15 protein-coding genes are annotated in these 16774 nt (G+C 67.5%); 9 read left to right on the forward strand and 6 right to left on the reverse strand.

The features are described from left to right. Nucleotides 1-70: 70 nt before the first annotated feature. On the reverse strand, nt 71-2002 hold the full coding sequence (locus tag AC2YG9_RS02945) for a peptide MFS transporter (protein ID WP_487296422.1): 1932 nt from the start codon (nt 2000-2002) through the stop codon (nt 71-73). Between the two features lie 197 nt (nt 2003-2199). On the opposite strand from AC2YG9_RS02945, the gene AC2YG9_RS02950 reads away from it, so the two are divergent. Further along, nucleotides 2200-2616: a DUF427 domain-containing protein gene (locus AC2YG9_RS02950; RefSeq protein ID WP_487296423.1), complete on the forward strand. Its 417-nt coding sequence runs from the start codon at nt 2200-2202 to the stop codon at nt 2614-2616. On the opposite strand, the gene AC2YG9_RS02955 is transcribed toward AC2YG9_RS02950, so the two are convergent. Next, on the reverse strand, nt 2613-3986 hold the full coding sequence (locus AC2YG9_RS02955; RefSeq protein ID WP_487296424.1) for a glutamate--cysteine ligase: 1374 nt from the start codon (nt 3984-3986) through the stop codon (nt 2613-2615). The genes AC2YG9_RS02950 and AC2YG9_RS02955 overlap by 4 nt on opposite strands. Nucleotides 3987-4159: 173 nt before the next feature. Between AC2YG9_RS02955 and AC2YG9_RS02960 the strand changes: the two genes are divergently transcribed. Continuing rightward, the gene (locus AC2YG9_RS02960; protein WP_487296425.1) at nt 4160-4696 is read left to right on the forward strand and encodes a hypothetical protein; all 537 of its coding nucleotides are present in this window, start codon (nt 4160-4162) and stop codon (nt 4694-4696) included. On the opposite strand, the gene AC2YG9_RS02965 is transcribed toward AC2YG9_RS02960, so the two are convergent. Next, nucleotides 4693-5406: a 16S rRNA (uracil(1498)-N(3))-methyltransferase gene (locus AC2YG9_RS02965; protein ID WP_487296426.1), complete on the reverse strand. Its 714-nt coding sequence runs from the start codon at nt 5404-5406 to the stop codon at nt 4693-4695. The two genes, AC2YG9_RS02960 and AC2YG9_RS02965, sit on opposite strands and share 4 nt — an antisense overlap. 45 nt (nt 5407-5451) lie before the next feature. On the opposite strand from AC2YG9_RS02965, the gene ppk2 reads away from it, so the two are divergent. Then, nucleotides 5452-6216: a polyphosphate kinase 2 gene (gene ppk2 / locus AC2YG9_RS02970; RefSeq protein WP_487296427.1), complete on the forward strand. Its 765-nt coding sequence runs from the start codon at nt 5452-5454 to the stop codon at nt 6214-6216. Here the strand turns inward: ppk2 and AC2YG9_RS02975 are convergent. Continuing rightward, nucleotides 6213-7031: a sulfotransferase domain-containing protein gene (locus AC2YG9_RS02975; protein ID WP_487296428.1), complete on the reverse strand. Its 819-nt coding sequence runs from the start codon at nt 7029-7031 to the stop codon at nt 6213-6215. The genes ppk2 and AC2YG9_RS02975 overlap by 4 nt on opposite strands. 42 nt (nt 7032-7073) lie before the next feature. On the opposite strand from AC2YG9_RS02975, the gene AC2YG9_RS02980 reads away from it, so the two are divergent. Then, nucleotides 7074-8054 carry an aldo/keto reductase gene (locus tag AC2YG9_RS02980; RefSeq protein ID WP_487296429.1) on the forward strand — a complete coding sequence of 327 codons (981 nt, stop codon included), beginning with the start codon at nt 7074-7076 and terminating at the stop codon, nt 8052-8054. Between the two features lie 197 nt (nt 8055-8251). Further along, entirely contained in the window at nt 8252-9451 is a 1200-nt protein-coding gene (locus tag AC2YG9_RS02985; protein WP_487296430.1) for a winged helix-turn-helix domain-containing protein, read from the forward strand. Between the two features lie 31 nt (nt 9452-9482). Here the strand turns inward: AC2YG9_RS02985 and AC2YG9_RS02990 are convergent, their stop codons facing one another. After that, nucleotides 9483-11270: an ABC transporter ATP-binding protein gene (locus tag AC2YG9_RS02990; protein WP_487296431.1), complete on the reverse strand. Its 1788-nt coding sequence runs from the start codon at nt 11268-11270 to the stop codon at nt 9483-9485. A gap of 302 nt (nt 11271-11572) precedes the next feature. Next, nucleotides 11573-12529 carry an SDR family NAD(P)-dependent oxidoreductase gene (locus tag AC2YG9_RS02995; protein WP_487296432.1) on the reverse strand — a complete coding sequence of 319 codons (957 nt, stop codon included), beginning with the start codon at nt 12527-12529 and terminating at the stop codon, nt 11573-11575. A 114-nt stretch (nt 12530-12643) separates the two neighbouring features. Here AC2YG9_RS02995 and AC2YG9_RS03000 point away from each other — a divergent pair, with 114 nt between their 5' ends. The 4 genes from AC2YG9_RS03000 to AC2YG9_RS03015 all read left to right on the forward strand — a co-directional run bounded on the left by AC2YG9_RS03000 (nt 12644) and on the right by AC2YG9_RS03015 (nt 16765). Continuing rightward, nucleotides 12644-13201: a TetR/AcrR family transcriptional regulator gene (locus AC2YG9_RS03000; RefSeq protein WP_487296433.1), complete on the forward strand. Its 558-nt coding sequence runs from the start codon at nt 12644-12646 to the stop codon at nt 13199-13201. A gap of 304 nt (nt 13202-13505) precedes the next feature. Then, nucleotides 13506-14486, forward strand: a complete 981-nt coding sequence (gene ubiA / locus AC2YG9_RS03005; RefSeq protein ID WP_487296434.1) for a 4-hydroxybenzoate octaprenyltransferase — start codon at nt 13506-13508, stop codon at nt 14484-14486. A 166-nt stretch (nt 14487-14652) separates the two neighbouring features. Beyond that, on the forward strand, nt 14653-16137 hold the full coding sequence (locus tag AC2YG9_RS03010; protein ID WP_487296435.1) for a flavin-containing monooxygenase: 1485 nt from the start codon (nt 14653-14655) through the stop codon (nt 16135-16137). Nucleotides 16138-16345: 208 nt separating this feature from the next. Further along, a complete protein-coding gene (locus AC2YG9_RS03015; protein WP_487296436.1) occupies nt 16346-16765 on the forward strand; it encodes a MotA/TolQ/ExbB proton channel family protein in 420 nt (139 codons plus the stop codon). The last annotated feature ends 9 nt before the right edge of the window (nt 16766-16774 follow it).

Here is a 16774-nt window from a genome sequence, read left to right on the forward strand (position 1 = left end):
TGGTAGCCAACCATGGAAAAAGGGCCCCGGATTTCTCCGGGGCCCTTGTCCGTCGTGGGTCGCTCCGGCCTTAGGCCGGGTTGCGATCCGGGCCCGCCTGGCGATCAGCGTCGAGCGCCTGTTCGGGATGGTGGCCGGACGCGTCGTTCACGCCCGCCCCCCAATGCTTGATGAAGAAGCTGATGACGATGAACAGGACGCCGATGATGACGCCGCCCCAGCCCAGCTTGTCGAAGACTTCCAGGGAGGCGTCGAGCGCCGCCTTGGGGTCCAGCACCTTGCCGCCCGCGGTGTCGGTCTCGATGAGACCGGCGATCCAGCCGCCGACCAGCTGCGCGATCGAGCTGGACAGGAACCAGACGGCCATCATGAAGCTGACGACCTTGGCCACAGAAAGCTTGGTGATCTCCGACAGACCGACCGGCGACAGGAAGAGCTCGCCGGTGGTGTGCAGCAGATAGAGCAGGCCGAGCATGATCAGCGGCATGCGGAAGGCCGCATCCACCATGCCGCCGGCCCAGACCACGACCAGGAAGCCGAGGCCCACCTGGATGATCCCGAGGCCGAACTTCATGACCGGGTTGGGGTCGCGGTTATGCTTGCCCAGCCACAGCCACATGGCCGCGAACACCGGCGCGAAGATCAGGATGAAGCCGGAGTTGAAGGAGGCCGTCTGCGACGCGTTCAGCCCCATGTCGATCCAGACCACGTCCGCCGGAACGCCGGGGGCCATGACCATCTCGCGGGTGCCCATGAAGACGGTCTTGCCCAGCAGCTCGAAGGTGACCGGGCTGGAGATCAGCGACAGGTCGACGTTGCTCTCGGCGAACAGCGCCAGCGAGGTGCCGGCCTGTTCGAACAGGGTGAAGAACACCACCGCCCCGAAGATCAGCACCAGGGCCATGCCCATCCGCTTGCGCTCCGTGCCGTTGCACTGGGTGACCATGAAGAAGGCGATGTAGAGCAGCGACAGGATGGTGCTGATCAGCAGGACCGTGCCGACCAGGGCGTTGCGCTGGACCATGAACCAGACCACGCCGACACCGAGGATGCCGCCCAGGTAGATCAGCCCCTCGACGTTCAACGGACCGAGGATGGACCGGGTCAGACGCTCGGGAACCGGCGGCTCGCCCTTGCCTTCCAGCCAGGGCTTGCCGAGCACGAAGGCGATGTAGCCCGCCAGCATGCCGATCCCCGCCAGGCCGAAGCCCCAGCCCCAGCCGTAGTTGGCGCCGAGGTAGCCGCAGAGGATGGCCGCCCAGAAGGCGCCGAGGTTGATCCCGTAGTAGTAGAGGGTGAAGCCTGGATCGCGCCGGGGATCGCCCTGCGGATACAGCTGACCGACGATGGTCGAGATGTTCGGCTTGAGGAAGCCGACCCCCATGATGATCAGCGAAAGCGCCAGGTAGAAGATGTTCACATAGGTGGAGTCGCGGTTGATGACTTCCTTGGTGAAGCTGCCCTTGGTCAGGGTGGCCGGCAGCGGCGCGTCGGCCGGCAGGCCCTCGATGGCCAGGCCGCCGTCGGCGGCGGGACCAAACTCGTACTTGTTGTCGCCAACCTGCAGTCGAACGTCGCGGTCATCGCCGCGGCCATCGACAACGAACTCGTACTTGGCCCCCTGATAGACCAGCAATTCCTGAGCGGGCTTGCCTTCCACGGCCATCATGCCGTGACCGGCGACCAGCAGCAGGGCGCCGAAAGCGACGGCCTTGCGGGTGCCGAGGTAGCGGTCGGCCAGCATGCCGCCGATCAGCGGCAGCAGGTAAACCAGGCTGGTGTAGGAGCCATACAGCCCCGTCGAGAACTTGCGCTCGAACAGGAAGTGCTGGGTCAGGTAGAAGATCAGGATGGCGCGCATCCCGTAGTAGGAGAAGCGCTCCCACATCTCCGCGAAAAACAGGATGAACAGCCCCTTGGGGTGTTTTCGCAGCTGGAGAAAGACCGGAATGCCGGTCGCCAGGGTCACGAGGATCCCCAGCATGATGACGATACTGTTCATTCAATGACCCTGTGTGGCTTCGAGGGAGGCCCGGAAACGGATTCCACCCCAACCTCCCCGATTTGCCGGGAGAAAATCACGCGGGCGATTGTTTCACAAGCAACGGTTTACCGTACGGCGTTCGACGGGATGGCGTCCGGGGAGCCGGCTTCCCATCTGAAGCGTTCACCCTGCCGTAGCCACAAGGAGCCGTCCCGATGACCGAGCCCTACCTGAAGATCGCCGCCGCCGGGGGGAGGGTCCGCGCCCTGTTCGAGGGCCACGAGATCGCCGATTCGGCCAATGCCCTGGTGCTCAACGAGGGCGCCTATGCGCCGGTCGTCTATTTCCCGCGCGAGGATGTCGAGATGCTGGCCCTGCGCCGCACCGATCATTCGACCCACTGTCCCCACAAGGGCGACGCCAGCTACTTCACCATCTATCGGGACGCCAAGGTGATCGACAACGCCGCCTGGTCCTATGAAGACCCGATCGACGGCGCCGGCGTCATCAAGGACCACATCGCCTTCTATCCGCAGCATGTGGACATCGAGATGGACGCCGCCGGGACGCAACCTCCGCTGAAGGTGCCGCCGCACGATCCGCCTTACGCGGACATCGATCCACTCAGTTAGTAGGCGCAGTCCGAGAAGACGCGGTTGATGTCGCCCTTCCATTCGCCGTGGAACTGCTCCAGCAGGCGGTCAGCGGGGGTCAGGCCGCTGTCGGCGATGGCTTCCAGTTCGCCGAGGTAGGTCGTCTCGTCGATGAACCCGCCATCGAGCTCGGCGCGGTTCTTCAGCCCCTGACGGGCGATGGCGACCATGTCGACCGCCACGTCCCGCGCCGAGCGCCCGGCCACCTGGGCCTTGAGGCCAAGCCGCGGCACATCCCGGCGCAGGCCCTCGCGGTCTTCGGCCGTCCAGTCCTTGCAGAGGTCCCAGGCGGCGGCGAGCGCCGCGTCGTCGTAGAAGATGCCCGTCCACAGGGCCGGCAACGCACAAAGCCGGCTCCACGGCCCGGCGTCGGCGCCGCGCATCTCCAGATAGGACTTGAGCCGCACCTCCGGGAAGATGGTGGTGGTGTGGTCGGCCCAGTCCTTCATCGTCGCCCGCTGGCCGGGCATGTCGTCCAGCTTGCCGTCGATGAATTTCTCGAACGATTGCCCGGCCAGGTCGATGTACAGACCCTTGCGCTTGGCAAAGTACATCGGGACCTTCAGCGCATAACGGGCGTAGGTCTCGAACCCGAACCCGTCCTCGAAGACGAAGTTCAAGAGGCCCGTGCGGTCCGGATCGGTGTCGGTCCAGACGTTGGCCCGCGACGACAGGAACCCGTTCGGCCTGCCCTCCGTGAACGGGCTGTTTGCGAACAGGGCCGTGGCAATCGGCTGCAGGGCCAGCGAGGTGCGGAACTTCGCCACCATGTCGGCCTCGCTCGAAAAATCGAGGTTGGCCTGCACCGTGCAGGTGCGCAGCATCATGTCGAGGCCGAGGTTGCCGACCAGCGGCATGTAGCGCCGCATGATCACATAGCGGCCCTTGGGCATGATCTCCGCCTGGTCGCGGCGGATGGTCGGATGGAAGCCCAGCCCCAGGAACCCCAGGCCCAGTTCGTCGGCGACGGTCTTCACCTCTTCCAGGTGCTGGCCGGTCTCCGAACAGATGTCGTGCATCGTCTTCAGCGGCGCGCCGGAGAGCTCGAACTGGCCGCCCGGCTCCAGGCTGACGTTGGCCCCGTTGCGCTCCAGGCCGATGATGGTCTGGCCGCCGTCGGCGCGGTCTTCCAGCACCGGCGTCCAGCCGAACCGCATCAAGCCCTTCAGCAGGGCCTCGATGCCGCGCTCGCCGTAGTAGGGCACGGTCGAGTTATCGGCGAGGTTGAAGCCGAACTTCTCGTGCTCGGCGCCCACGCGCCATTCGCTCTTCGGCTTCGAACCGTTCGCGAAATAGCCCGTCAGGTCTTCGAGCGTCAGCGGACGATCGTCCGTCGCTGCATCCGCCATGTATGCCTCCCCAGGCTATTCAAATCCGATGGCGGGGGAGGCCCTTCCCCAACCGGCGGCGATCTTTACGCTGTTCAGGAGGTGGGAGACAATCACGTCGTTCGCAAGATCACGCCGAGCTGTTGCAAACCGCTTGTTGCCCAATTCCCGCCGGGCGCCCTAGCCTCGCCGGCATGATCATCGCCCTCACCCTGACGTCGCTTCTCCTGGCCGCGCAGCCTTCCGCGCCGCCGCCCCGCAACCCGGCGCTGATCCGGCGCGGAGAGGCGGTTGCCAAGATCAACGACGCCTTCGACGGCCTGGCCGATCGGCACGGCTCCGATCCGGCCCGCCAGGATCGGCTAATGGCGGTGCTGTTCGCGCCGGGCCACTGCGATCTCGACGGCCCCTCCCAGACGACCAGCGTGTCGGCCTACAAGGACATCAAGCCCAGCCATCCCCAGTTCGGCGCCATTCAGTCCCTGATGGAGCGCTACGGCGCCCAGCCGGGTGAGGCGGCCGACACCTTCACCACCGATGACTATTTCGATCTGAACGCGGCCGTCCGCTGCCTGCCCGGCGGCGGGCGCTACCTGACGGGCGCGCGGGCAGGCCAACTGCTTGGCGGCGGCAACGCGCCCTCCAACATGCGGCTGAGCCGGGAGCAGTTCGAACGTCTGCTGGCCTATGCCGTCAAGGCCGCCGACGCGGACATCGCCGCCAAGCCCTAGGACCAGTCCCCCAGCGCCGCCTGCCACAGGGTCATGGCGCTGATGGCGGCGGTGTCCGCCCTCAGGATGCGCGGGCCCAGGGACACCACGCTGGCGCCGTCCATGGCCCGCAGGCGCTCGGCCTCCTCCGGATCGAAGCCGCCCTCCGGCCCGATCAGGATGGCCCACGGCCCGGCTTCCGCGCCCTTTAGCGCCTCCAGCACCGGCGCCCCGCCGGTCTCGTCGCAGAACATCAGCCGCCGGCCGTCCCAGCCGTCGAGCAGCTTCGACAGCTTCACCGGCGGCAGGATCTCCGGCACGTCCAGCCGCCCCGTCTGCTCGGCCGCCTCGACGGCGATGGCCTGCAGGCGGTCGATATTGGCCTTGTCGGCGTTGGTCCGCCGCGTCTGGACCAGCTGCACCCGCGCCGCCCCCAGCTCCGCCGCCTTCTCGATCACCGTCTCCAGCGGCCCGCGCTTCACCAGCGCCATGATCAGGGTCAGGTCCGGACCCGTCTCCTGCGCCCGCACCCGCGAGCCGACGGTCAGCCGGCACCGCCGCTTGTCCGGATCAACAACCGTGGCCCGCCACTCTCCATCGCGGCCGTTGAACAGCAGCACCTCCGACCCGATGGTCAGGCGCATCACGGCGATCAGATAGCGGGACGCTTCCATGCCCGGGGCGACGGCGGCCCCGGCCTTCAGGTCGGCGGATACGAACAGACGGATCATGCCCGCCTTCTAGCGCGCAGAACCCGTCCGTGTTTAGCCTGTGGCATGGGAAAAGACGCCGATACCTACGACGAAGACCTGATCGCCCTGCAGACAGCCATCGTCGGCTGGCGCAAATGGTCGCTGGAGTCCGAAGAGAAGGTGCTGGTCATCTTCGAAGGCCGCGACGCCGCCGGCAAGGACGGCTCCATCCGCCGCATTGTCGAATACCTGCCGCCGCGCACCACCCCGGTCGTCGCCCTGCCCAAGCCGTCCGACCGCGAAAAGTCGCAGTGGTACTTCCAGCGCTACACCCCCCACCTGCCGGCGGCCGGCGACCTCGTGCTGTTCAACCGCTCCTGGTACAACCGCGGCGGGGTCGAGCCGGTGATGGGCTTCTGCACCGAGAAGCAGCGCGACGAATTCCTGCGCGAGGTCGTGCCCTTCGAGGACATGCTCACCGACAGCGGGGTGAAGCTGATCAAGTTCTGGCTCGACATCTCCAAGACCGAGCAGGCCGAGCGGCTCGAGGAACGCCGCACCGATCCCCTGAAGCTGCTCAAGACCAGCCCGCTGGACGCCGAGGCGCAAGTGCGCTGGGACGCCTATTCCGGCGCCCGCGACCTGATGCTGAGCAAAACCCACAGCAAGCACGCCCCCTGGACCATCGTGCGCGGCGACAGGAAGAAGCCGGCCCGGCTGGCGATCATGCGCCACCTGCTGCACGAGCTGGCCCCGCCCGAACTGCGCAAGGGGGTGGCCAGGCCTGACAAGGACGTCCTGTTCAGGTTCACAGCCAAGGCCCTGACGGACGGGCGGCTGGAGCGCTAGTGATCCAGGTAGCCGAAGCCGTGGCGCAGATGCCCGCGCAGCAGTCCTGACAGCCAGGCCCGGTCCTCGTCGGTCCAGACCACCGCCCGTCTCGCCTCGCTCGGCACGATGGCCTCGCCATAAGCCGGGTCCAGCTTTTCGGCGATGGCCTGTTTGCTCGACACCGCCACGGCGGCGGCCACGTCGGCGCTGTCCAGCCGCACGCCGAAATGGGCCCACAGCCGCCGCACCCCGGCGCCGGGATCGGCCTTCAGCTCCTCGTGCTTCAACACCAGCACCCGGTCCGGCAGGGCCGCCGCCAGGGCGCCCCAACGGTTGAAGAACCGCACGAACCACCAGACATCATCGACCTTCTTCCGGCCCGGCGCCGGGCGGCGCAGGAACTGCGAGAAGGTCCCGAGATCATAGGCCTCCGCCCACTTCACATAGTAGCTGGCCAGGGCATCGCGCGGATCGCGGACCAGAACCACCGTCGGCGGCAGGTCGAGCATCCCCGCCTCCGCCGCCACGGTGATCAGCCGCGAGGGAATGTTGTGCGAGCTGCCGATACGCGGCGCCCTCGCGTGGACCCGATCATGCTTGGGATGGCCGATAAAGGCGTCGCTGCCCGGCCCGCTGGAGGTTTCGGGCGGGGCCAGGTTCAGGCGATGGGCGATGGCGTGGCTGGCCATGAACCGCAGCCAGTGGGTGCCGCTGTTCTTGGCCGTGGCCAGAAACCCGTCGACGGCCCCGGCATAGCGGACCAGATGAAACGCCTGCAGGTCATTCTCCAGGTCACGACCCGCCAGCGCCACGCTGTCCGTTGCCAAACTCATCTCGCCCCTCCAGTTAGGAGGTGTCAGCCAGGAGGGAACGCCATGGACTACGTCCGCCTCGGAAACACCGGACTCAAGGTCTCACGGCTTTGTCTCGGCTGTATGACGTACGGTTCGCCCGATTGGCGTCCATGGGTGCTGGACGAGGCCGCCGCCGAACCCTTCTTCAAGGCCGCCATCGAGGGCGGCATCAACTTCTTCGACACCGCCGACATGTACTCGAACGGCGTCAGCGAACAGATCACCGGCAAATGGCTGCGCGAATTCTCCCGCCGCAGCGACACGGTGATCGCGACCAAGGTCTTCTTCCCACACGGCCCCGGCCCCAACGCCGGCGGCCTGTCGCGCAAGCACATCTTCGAGGCGGTCGACCGCTCCCTGAAGAACCTCGGCACCGACTACATCGACCTCTACCAGATCCACCGCTTCGACCCGGCCACCCCGATCGAGGAAACCCTCGAGGCGCTGCATGACGTGGTGAAGGCCGGCAAGGCCCGCTACATCGGGGCCAGCTCGATGTTCGCCTGGCAGTTCGGCAAGATGCTGGCCACGAGCGAAAAGCACGGCTGGACGAAGTTCGTCTCCATGCAGCCGCAGTACAACCTGGTCTACCGCGAGGAGGAGCGCGAGATGCTGCCCCTCTGCAAGGCGGAAGGCGTCGGCGTCATCCCCTGGTCGCCGCTGGCGCGCGGCTTCCTGGCCGGTGGCCGCGGCAAGGTCGGCGAGGGCAATACCGAGCGGGCCCGCACCGACGAATTCAGCCCCCGCCTCTACTACCGCGACGCCGACCACGCCGTCGTGGCTGCGGTCGAGGAGATCGCCAGGGCCCGCGGCGTCTCCAACACCCAGGTCGCCCTGGCCTGGGTCCTGCGCAACGACGCCATCACCGCCCCCATCGTCGGCGCCAGCAAGCTGCATCACCTGTCGGAGGCGTTGGCGGCGCTCGATCTCACCCTGACGGCGGATGAGATCAAGGCGCTCGAAAAGCCCTACCAACCCAAACCCGTGCTCGATCACGCCTGACATACCCCCCTCCCGTCATCCCGGAAGACCGCGAAGCGGGCTATCCGGGACCCAGGCGGTGCGCGATCTCGCTATCAAACGCAGCTGTTCGGCCGGTGCGCTGCAGCCCCTGGGTCCCGGATAAGCGCTGCGCGCTTTCCGGGATGACGGAATGTGGTCAATGCCCATCCCCAGAGAATCATGGCACGAAACATTTCATGAACACCGGCGTCACCCTCACGGCCGCTCAGGCCCGGCGCATCGCCCTGGCCGCGCAGGGCTTCGCCGAGCCGCGCCCGGAGCAGCCCTCGCGCCGCCACTTCATCAAGACGGTGAACCGCCTGGGCGTCGTGCAGATCGACAGCGTCAACGTCGTCACCCGCACCCACTACCTGCCCAAGTTCTCCCGCCTCGGCGACTACGCCCGCGACACGCTGGAAACCGAGGCCTGGGGCAAGAAGCCCAGCCTGTTTGAATACTGGGGCCACGAGGCCTCGCTGATGCCGGTCGCCAACCAGCCCCTGTTCCGCTGGCGCATGGCCCGGGCCGAGGCCGGCGACGGCATCTGGAAGGGCATCGCCCGCTTCGCCCGCGAGCGCCGCGACTACATCGACGGCATCCTCGAAGAGATCGAACGCCGAGGCCCCGTCACCGGCGGCGACTTCGCCACCGGCCCGCGCGGCGCCCCCGGCTGGTGGTCGTGGTCCGAGGGCAAGCGGGCGCTGGAATGGCTGTTCTGGACCGGCCAGATCACGACGAAGACCCGGCGCAGCTTCGAACGCGTTTACGACCTCACCGAACGCACCCTGCCCCGCGCCGTGGTCGCTGCCCCGACACCCAGCGAAGAGGACGCCCAGCGCGAACTGATCCGGATCAGCGCCCGGGCCATGGGCGTCGCCACCGAGACCGACCTGCGCGACTACTTCCGGCTGGGGGTGGCCGACACCAGGCAGCGCATCGCCGAACTGGTCGAGGCCGGCGAACTGATCCCGGCGACGGTGAAGGGCTGGGGCAAACCGGCCTGGCTCTGGCCCGAGACCAAGATACCCCGCCGTATCCACGCCCGCGCCCTGCTCTCGCCGTTCGACAACCTGATCTGGTTCCGCGAGCGCACCGAGTGCATCTTCGGCGTCCGCATCCGGCTGGAGATCTACACCCCGGCCCACAAGCGCGAGCACGGCTACTACGTGCTTCCGTTCCTGGAGGGTGAGGCGATCACCGCAAGGGTCGACCTGAAGAGCGACCGCAAGGCCGGGACGCTGCTGGTCCAGGCGGCCTGGCGCGAGGCTGACGCGACGGGCGAGACGGCGGCGGCGCTGGCGACGGAGCTGAAGCTGATGGCGGGATGGCTGGGCCTGGAGCGGGTCGAAGTCGTCGGCAAGGGCGATTTGGCGCCGGCGCTCGAAGACGCCCTCTAACCTCCCTCCCCGAATGGGGAGGGAAGGAGACCTACGCCGTCCCCTCGGCCAAGGCCGCCAACCGCGCATACATCCCCTTCTTCGCCTTCAGCGTCCCGTGCGTGCCTTCTTCGACCACCCGCCCGTTCTCGAACACCAGAATCCGATCCGCCCCACGGATGGTGCTCAGCCGGTGCGCGATCACGATCGTCGTCCGCCCGGCCATCAGCTCTTCCATCGCCGCCTGCACCTCGCGCTCGGTTTCGACGTCGAGGCTGGAGGTCGCCTCGTCGAACACCAGGATCGGCGCATCGGCGAGAAACGCCCGCGCAATCGCCACCCGCTGACGCTCGCCGCCCGACAGCTTCACCCCCCGCTCCCCGACCAGGGTCTGATACCCGTTCGGCAACCGCTCGATGAAGTCGTGAGCCCGCGCCCGCGTCGCCGCCAGCCGGATCTCCTCCGCCGTCGCGCCGGGGCGGGCATAGCCGATGTTCTCGGCGATGGTCCGATGGAACAGGGCCGGGTCCTGCGGCACCAGGGCGATCGCCCGGCGCAGCGAGCCCTGGGTCACCGCCGCCACGTCCTGGCCGTCGATCAGGATCCGCCCGCCCTGCAGGTCGTACAGCCGCTGCACCAGCTTGACGAAGGTCGACTTGCCGGCTCCCGTCGGTCCGACCAGGGCCACCTTTTCTCCCGGCGCGATCCGCACCGAGAATCCGTCATACAGCGGCGCCTCGGCGCTCTTGTACTGGAAGGTCGCGCCCTCGAAGACGATCTCGCCCGCCCCCGGGACAAAGTCCGGCGCGCCGTCCCGGTCAGCCACCTGCGGCGGCATCCGGTAATAGGCGGCCACGTCCTCGGCGTCGTCGAGGCCCTTCTGCAGCATCCGCACGTTCTCGCCGATGTTGCGCAGATAGCCGCTCATCAACATGAAGGCGGTGATGGCGAACCCAAGGTCCCCGGCCGTCGCCCGCCCCTGCAGCCACATGTGCACAAGGATGCCGGTGCTGCCGGCCTGCAGCATCACCGTCAGGATGTTCTGGACCACCCAGACGTCCATGAACCGGCCCCAGGTCTTCTGGACCGCGATGTGCCAGGTGTTGGTCAGCTCGCCGAACCTGGCCTCCTCGCGCCGTTCGGCGCCGAAGGTCTTCACCGTCGGGTTGGAGCCGATGGCGTCGGCCAGCGCCCCGCCGATCCGGCTGTCCAGGGCGATGGACTTGAGGTTGGTCGGCCGCACATAGACCTTCACCAGCCACAGGTTGGCCCAGATGAACCCGGCCACCACCACCCCGGCCAGCAGACCCACGAGCGGCCAGCGGAACGCCATCTGGATGCACAGCCCGGCCAGCACCAGCAGCGCCGGCCCCAGCCACAGGATCACCGCGTCCGATACCGAGTCGTATCCCCACATCGCCCGGCTGACCTTGCGCACCGTCGCGCCCGCGAAGTTGTCAGCATGCCAGTCCGAGCTGAAGCTCTGGACCTTCTGGAACGCCTCGTCGGTCAGCTCGCGCATGTTGCGCGCCGCCAGCGGGTTCCAGAAGCGGAAGCCGATGTTCCGCGTCACCACGAACGCCACATAGACCCCGACGAACAGCCCCCAGGCCCCCCAGGCCCGGTCCGCATCCTTCACCGGCGAGGACACCGCATCGATCAGCGCCTTGGCGGCGCTCGGCAGCATCAGGTCGAAGATTACCGCCACCAGCATCAGCCCCACCGCCCCGGTCAGCAGCCAGGGCCGCCGCAGCCAGAGGCGGGCGATGAAGGCCAGGACCTGGCCGTTGGACAGCGTCCGTCCCCGGCTGGCGTCCTCGTCTTCGTAGTGCTCGGTCATAGGAGGCCCGACATAGGCCAGACCGGCGTTCGGCGGGAGGGGCGAGGGGCGAAATAGTGGCCACGCGGCATGAAGGCGACAGGCCTCAGATGCGGAGCGGCGCCACCAATCAAGCTCTCCCCCCGCGAGCGGGGGGAGGACCGCTTTGGAGCGGATGCGACAAAGCAGGAGGGGGGCAACCCCGCTTCAGGAGGAACCTCCCCACCGCCGGTGGGGCCCGCCTCCTGATTTCTCGCCAAGGCTCGAAATCTGTCCTCCCCCCACTTCGCGGGGGGAGAGCTGACTCTTCCGCCTCTGCGCCTCTAGAAGGTCTCCCCGACCATCTCCTCGCTCATCTCCCACAGCGCCTTGGCGTTGGCGGGGTCGATGGCATACGCCCGCACCCCGCTCCGCGCAGTCGGGCTCTCTTCGTTGTGGGCCAGGTGGCAGTCCTCGCAGTAGAGGCCGCCGACCTCGTTCACATCGGCGACGATGCCGGCCCAGACCGACGTCGCCGCGCCCTGCGGGATGCTCTTCCACTGGAAGCTCTGGCCGGCCGGTTGGTTGGCGTTGACCTGGGCCAGCATCGCGGCCCGCATCTCGTCGGTCATGTGGCGGCCGAGCTCGGTCATGATGCCGCCTGGGTGCACGGCGATGGCGCGCACCCCGCGGTCCTTGTGGCGGCGGTCGAACTCGACGGCGAACAGGACATTGGCCGTCTTGCTGCGGCCATAGGCGCCGAACGGGGTGTACTCGGTTGTCTCGAAGTTCGGGTCCTCGAGATCGACGTCCGAGAACCGGTGACCCGACGAAGCCAGGCTGACCAGACGGCCGCCCGGCTTGATCAGCGAGGCGATGCGGTTGGCGAACACGAAGTGGCCCAGGTGGTTGGTGCCGAACTGGGTTTCGAAGCCGTCGGCGGTGGTGCTCTTGGGACAGGCCATGACCCCGGCGTTGTTGATCACCACGTCGAACTGACGCCCGTCAGCCAGCAGCCTGTCTGCGGCGGCGCGCACGCTCTTCAGCGAAGCCAGGTCCAGTTCGATCAGCTCCAGCGAGCCGCCGTTGGCGGCCTGCTCGCGGACCACCTGGGTGGCGCCTTCAGCCTTCTTCAGATCGCGCGCCGCGCCGACCACGGCGGCGCCGCGGGCGGCCAGGGCGCGGGCGGTCTCGACGCCCAGACCGGCCGAGACGCCGGTCACCAGGATGCGCTTGCCGGAAAGATCAACGCCGTCCAGCACCTCATCGGTGGTGGAGGTCGCTCCAAAGGTCTTGCTCATGATCTGCTCTCCCGACCCCTCCGCGCATTGCCAACCGATGGCCGCGCCGTTAAAACGGAGGAAGTCTCCGCTTCATATACGGAGGCATCCTCCGTTTATCAAGGCCTGCTTTTCGTGTCCGTTCAATCCGCCCGCAAACCGCGCGCCGACAGCCAGCGTAACCGCGAGCGCTTGCTGGAGGCCGCCCGCGCCGGCTTCGGCGAGACCGGGCCGGACGTCAGCCTCGACGAGATCGCCCGCCGGGCCGAGGTCGGCATCGGCACCCTCTACCGCCACTTCCCGACCCGCGACGCCCTGGTCGGCGCCGTTTACCGGCGCGAGGTCGAGGCCCTGGCCGGGACCGTCCCCGCCCTGCTGGCGCAGCATCGGCCCGGCGAGGCCCTGCGCCAGTGGATGCATCTGCTGGTCGATTACATGGCGGCCAAGAAGCTGATCGTCGCCGCACTGTCGGGCCCCAAGGACGACCTCTACGCCGTCTCCGGCCAGCTGATCGTCACCGCCCTCGACCAGCTGGTCGCCGCCGCCCGCGACGCCGGCGACATCCGCCCCGACATCCAGCCCGCCGACATCAAGCGCCTGCTCAGCGGCTTCAGCTTCGGCGCCGGCGAACCCGGCTGGGCCGACAGCGCCCGGCGGCTTGTCGATGTGCTGATGGATGGGCTGAAGCGGTAGGCCGACCCGCGCCGTACCCCAAATTCAAATCCGGTCTGGCGGGCGAATGCCGGATCGCTCCCGCCCCTGGCCCACCCCGCCGTCCGAGGGTGGTTTCCGGAGGGTCCAGGGCGGCGCCCCGAGGGGTCGAAAGCCACCCCCTGGCGGACAGCGGATGGGTCTTCGATTGGACCTATGGCCTTGAAATTCTTACGTAACTTTTTCACCCCCAGCCGGGCTTCCTGATATAATGGGTCCGCTTCGACAGACAGGCCGTTTGTCGCCAACCGTTGGACAGCGGCCTCGAACCGGCGATAACCCCCCGATGACTCACGTCCTGCCAGACGCCGTCCCGACCAACTGGGTCGACCGCCACGCGCCGCCTAGGCTTCGCCCGTGGCTCAAGCTCGGCCGCTTCGATCGGCCGGCCGGCATCTGGCTCCTCATGCTGCCCGGCTGGATGGGCATCGCCCTGGCCGGCGCCATGCAGCTGCGCTGGCCCGACCCCGTTCTGCTGATCCAGTTCTTCATCGGCGCGGCCCTGATGCGGGCCGCCGGCTGCGCCTTCAACGACATCGTCGACCGCGACTTCGACGCCCAGGTCGCCCGCACCGCCATGCGGCCGATCCCGGCCGGCCAGATCACGGTGAGGCAGGCCTGGGCCTTCCTGATCGGCTGCAGCCTGGTCAGCCTTCTCATCCTGCTGACCATGAACCTCTGGGCGGTGGGCCTCGGCGTCGCTTCGCTCGGCCTGGTCGCCGCCTATCCCTTCATGAAGCGGATCACCTGGTGGCCGCAGGCCTGGCTGGGCCTGACCTTCAACTGGGGCGCCCCGCTCGGCTTCGCCGCCGCCCTCGGCGGCCCGACCCTGCTCAGCCTCATCGGCCTGGCCGGGGAGCCGGAGCCCCGTCCCCTCGAGGCCTGGCCTGCGGTCGTCCTCTACGTCGGCCTGATCTTCTGGACCCTTGGCTACGACACCATCTACGCCGTCCAGGACCTCGAGGACGACGCCCTGGCCGGCGTCAAATCCTCGGCCCGCGCCCTGGGCGAGCACACCACGCGCGGGGTCGTCATCTTCTACGCCCTCAGCTTCACCCTGATCCTGGCGGCGGGCTGGCTGGGCGGGCTCGGCCCCCTGATGCTGCCGGCCCTGGCGGTCTTCGGCCTGATGCTGTCACGCCAGGCGGCGGCCCTGCGGCTCGACGACCCCCAGGGCGCGCTGGCCCTGTTCAAGTCCAATGTCTGGGCCGGCGCCGTGGTGGTGGTCGGACTGGCCGCGGGTCTGTGGAGACCCGCCGGCTTCTAGAACGGCTTCTTGCGGCCAGGCACAACGGCCTGACGATCCGCGCCGGCCGTCGCAAAAAATATTCCTGATCGTTGTTCACCTGGCTTGATCCTGATCAAATGCGGGACGCGCGGACCGGACCTACAGTCGCGCCAAGGCCGCTACGACGGTCAGCAGGGAGCTGTGCATGACCACCCAGCATTTCGACGTCCTGATCGTCGGCGCCGGCATTTCCGGCATCGGCGCCGGCTACCACATGCAGCAGCAGGCGCCGGACCGCAGCTTTGTCATCCTGGAGACTCTGGAAAGCTTCGGCGGCACCTGGCTGACCCACAAATATCCGGGCATCCGCTCGGACAGCGACCTCTTCACCTTCGGCTACCGCTTCAAGCCCTGGGTCGGCCCGCCGATCGCCACGGCCGAAGAGATCCTGACCTACATGGGCGAGGTGATCGAAGAGAACGATCTGGCCCGCCATATCCGCTTTGGGCACCGCATCGAGCGCGCCGACTGGTCCAGCGAGGACAATGTCTGGACCATCGAGGCCGTCGCCGACGGCAAGCGCGTCAAGCTGACCGCCAACTTCCTCTGGATGTGCCAGGGCTACTATCGCCATTCGAAGGGCTACACCCCTGAATGGCCCGGCATGGCCGACTTCAAGGGCCGCATCGTCCATCCCCAGACCTGGACCGACGATATCGACCTCAAGGGCAAGAAGGTCGTGGTCATCGGCAGCGGCGCCACGGCCGCCACCCTGGTGCCCAACATCGCCGACGAGGTGGAGCATGTGACGCTGCTGCAGCGCTCGCCGACCTACTTCATCCCGGGGCGCAACGCCGACGACCTGGCCGACATCCTGCGCCAGATCCAGGCGCCCGACGACTGGACCCATGAACTCGTCCGCCGCAAGCGCCTGTTCGACCAGGACGCCTTCACCCAGCGCGCGATCGCCGAGCCGGAAACGGTGAAGGCCGAACTGCTGGCCGGAGTGTCGATGTTCCTGCCGCCGGACGTGGTCGAAAAGCACTTCACGCCCAGCTACCGCCCCTGGCGCCAGCGCATCGCCTTCGTCCCCGATGGCGACATCTTCCAGGCGGTCAACAAGGGCAAGGCCAGCGTCGTCACCGACCATATCGACCGCTTCGTCGAGAAGGGCATTCTGCTGAAATCCGGCGAGACGCTGGAGGCCGATGTGATCATCACCGCCACCGGCTTCGACCTCAACGTCATGGGCGACATCGCCTTCTGGGTCGACGGCAAGCCGGTCGATTTCGCCGAGACGGTGACCTATCGCGGGATGATGTTCACCGGCGTGCCGAACATGGTCTGGGTCATGGGCTATTTCCGCGCCAGCTGGACCCTGAGGGCCGACCTGCTGGGCGACTTCGTCACCCGCCTTCTGAACCACATGAAGGCCAAGGGCGTCAGCCGCGTCGAGCCGGTTCTTCGCCCAGAGGACGAGGGGATGAAGCTGCTGCCCTGGATCGACCCGGAGAACTTCAACCCCGGCTATCTGATGCGCGGCATGCATTTGCTGCCCAAGGCCGGCGACCGGCCGGAATGGCGCCACACCCAGGACTACTGGCGGGAGAAGGACGACCTGCCGAAAATCGACCTCGACGCGCCGGAGTTCCGCTACAGCGGGGCCAGGGCCAAAAGGTCGGCCGCCTGAACCCGGGGCGGCATCCACAGCAGGATGCCGGTCCCGATGAACAGGCTGAAACAGGAAACGATCAGGGCGCGGCGCACGGCGAACTTCCGGAAGTGAGGGGTCAGGACAGGTCCTTACGCCGCTGACCTGTCGGCGGATCACACGCGGTGATTGCCAGTTGACCACTACCCGCTATGGTCAACCCGTCGCATAACGGCGGGGGGCCGACATGAAACCACTTCCTCTGGCGCTCGGCGTCCTGACCCTGACCGGCTTCGCCGCCATCATCGGCCTTTGGCTCTACTCCACCATGCCGATCACAACCTTGCTCTATGTGTTCGTCGACGCCGAGCTCATCACCAAGATGGTCGACATGTTGGTGATGCTGATGCTGGCCGGAGCCCTCTTCCTGCCGAAAGGCCGCCGAGGTGAGCTGCTGATGATCGTCGGGTGGCTGGCCCTCGGGCTCGGCCTGCTCGGGACCCTGTTCAATGCCTCCATGATCATGCGGGCCATCCAGATGACCGGGACCACCAACCTGCGGGTCATCGCCCCGGGCCTGGCCGAGGGCCTGCTGCCCGTGACGCTCGGGTTGCTGACGCTGACCATCGCGGCGGTGCGGGCCGGCAAGCGGCCCGCCGAAGCCTAGGCCCGCCCG

The sequence above is a fragment of the Caulobacter sp. SRI_014 genome (assembly GCF_057586315.1).

What these genes read in the sequence shown, in the direction of transcription:
- AC2YG9_RS03010 (WP_487296435.1), top strand. Translation starts at nt 14,653, where the DNA reads ATGACCACCCAGCATTTCGACGTCCTGATCGTCGGCGCCGGCATTTCC.
- AC2YG9_RS02990 (WP_487296431.1), bottom strand. Translation starts at nt 11,270, where the DNA reads ATGACCGAGCACTACGAAGACGAGGACGCCAGCCGGGGACGGACGCTG.
- AC2YG9_RS02950 (WP_487296423.1), top strand. Translation starts at nt 2,200, where the DNA reads ATGACCGAGCCCTACCTGAAGATCGCCGCCGCCGGGGGGAGGGTCCGC.
- AC2YG9_RS02985 (WP_487296430.1), top strand. Translation starts at nt 8,252, where the DNA reads ATGAACACCGGCGTCACCCTCACGGCCGCTCAGGCCCGGCGCATCGCC.
- ppk2 (WP_487296427.1), top strand. Translation starts at nt 5,452, where the DNA reads ATGGGAAAAGACGCCGATACCTACGACGAAGACCTGATCGCCCTGCAG.
- AC2YG9_RS02995 (WP_487296432.1), bottom strand. Translation starts at nt 12,529, where the DNA reads ATGAGCAAGACCTTTGGAGCGACCTCCACCACCGATGAGGTGCTGGAC.
- AC2YG9_RS02980 (WP_487296429.1), top strand. Translation starts at nt 7,074, where the DNA reads ATGGACTACGTCCGCCTCGGAAACACCGGACTCAAGGTCTCACGGCTT.
- AC2YG9_RS02955 (WP_487296424.1), bottom strand. Translation starts at nt 3,986, where the DNA reads ATGGCGGATGCAGCGACGGACGATCGTCCGCTGACGCTCGAAGACCTG.
- AC2YG9_RS02975 (WP_487296428.1), bottom strand. Translation starts at nt 7,031, where the DNA reads ATGAGTTTGGCAACGGACAGCGTGGCGCTGGCGGGTCGTGACCTGGAG.
- ubiA (WP_487296434.1), top strand. Translation starts at nt 13,506, where the DNA reads ATGACTCACGTCCTGCCAGACGCCGTCCCGACCAACTGGGTCGACCGC.
- AC2YG9_RS02960 (WP_487296425.1), top strand. Translation starts at nt 4,160, where the DNA reads ATGATCATCGCCCTCACCCTGACGTCGCTTCTCCTGGCCGCGCAGCCT.
- AC2YG9_RS02945 (WP_487296422.1), bottom strand. Translation starts at nt 2,002, where the DNA reads ATGAACAGTATCGTCATCATGCTGGGGATCCTCGTGACCCTGGCGACC.
- AC2YG9_RS02965 (WP_487296426.1), bottom strand. Translation starts at nt 5,406, where the DNA reads ATGATCCGTCTGTTCGTATCCGCCGACCTGAAGGCCGGGGCCGCCGTC.
- AC2YG9_RS03015 (WP_487296436.1), top strand. Translation starts at nt 16,346, where the DNA reads ATGAAACCACTTCCTCTGGCGCTCGGCGTCCTGACCCTGACCGGCTTC.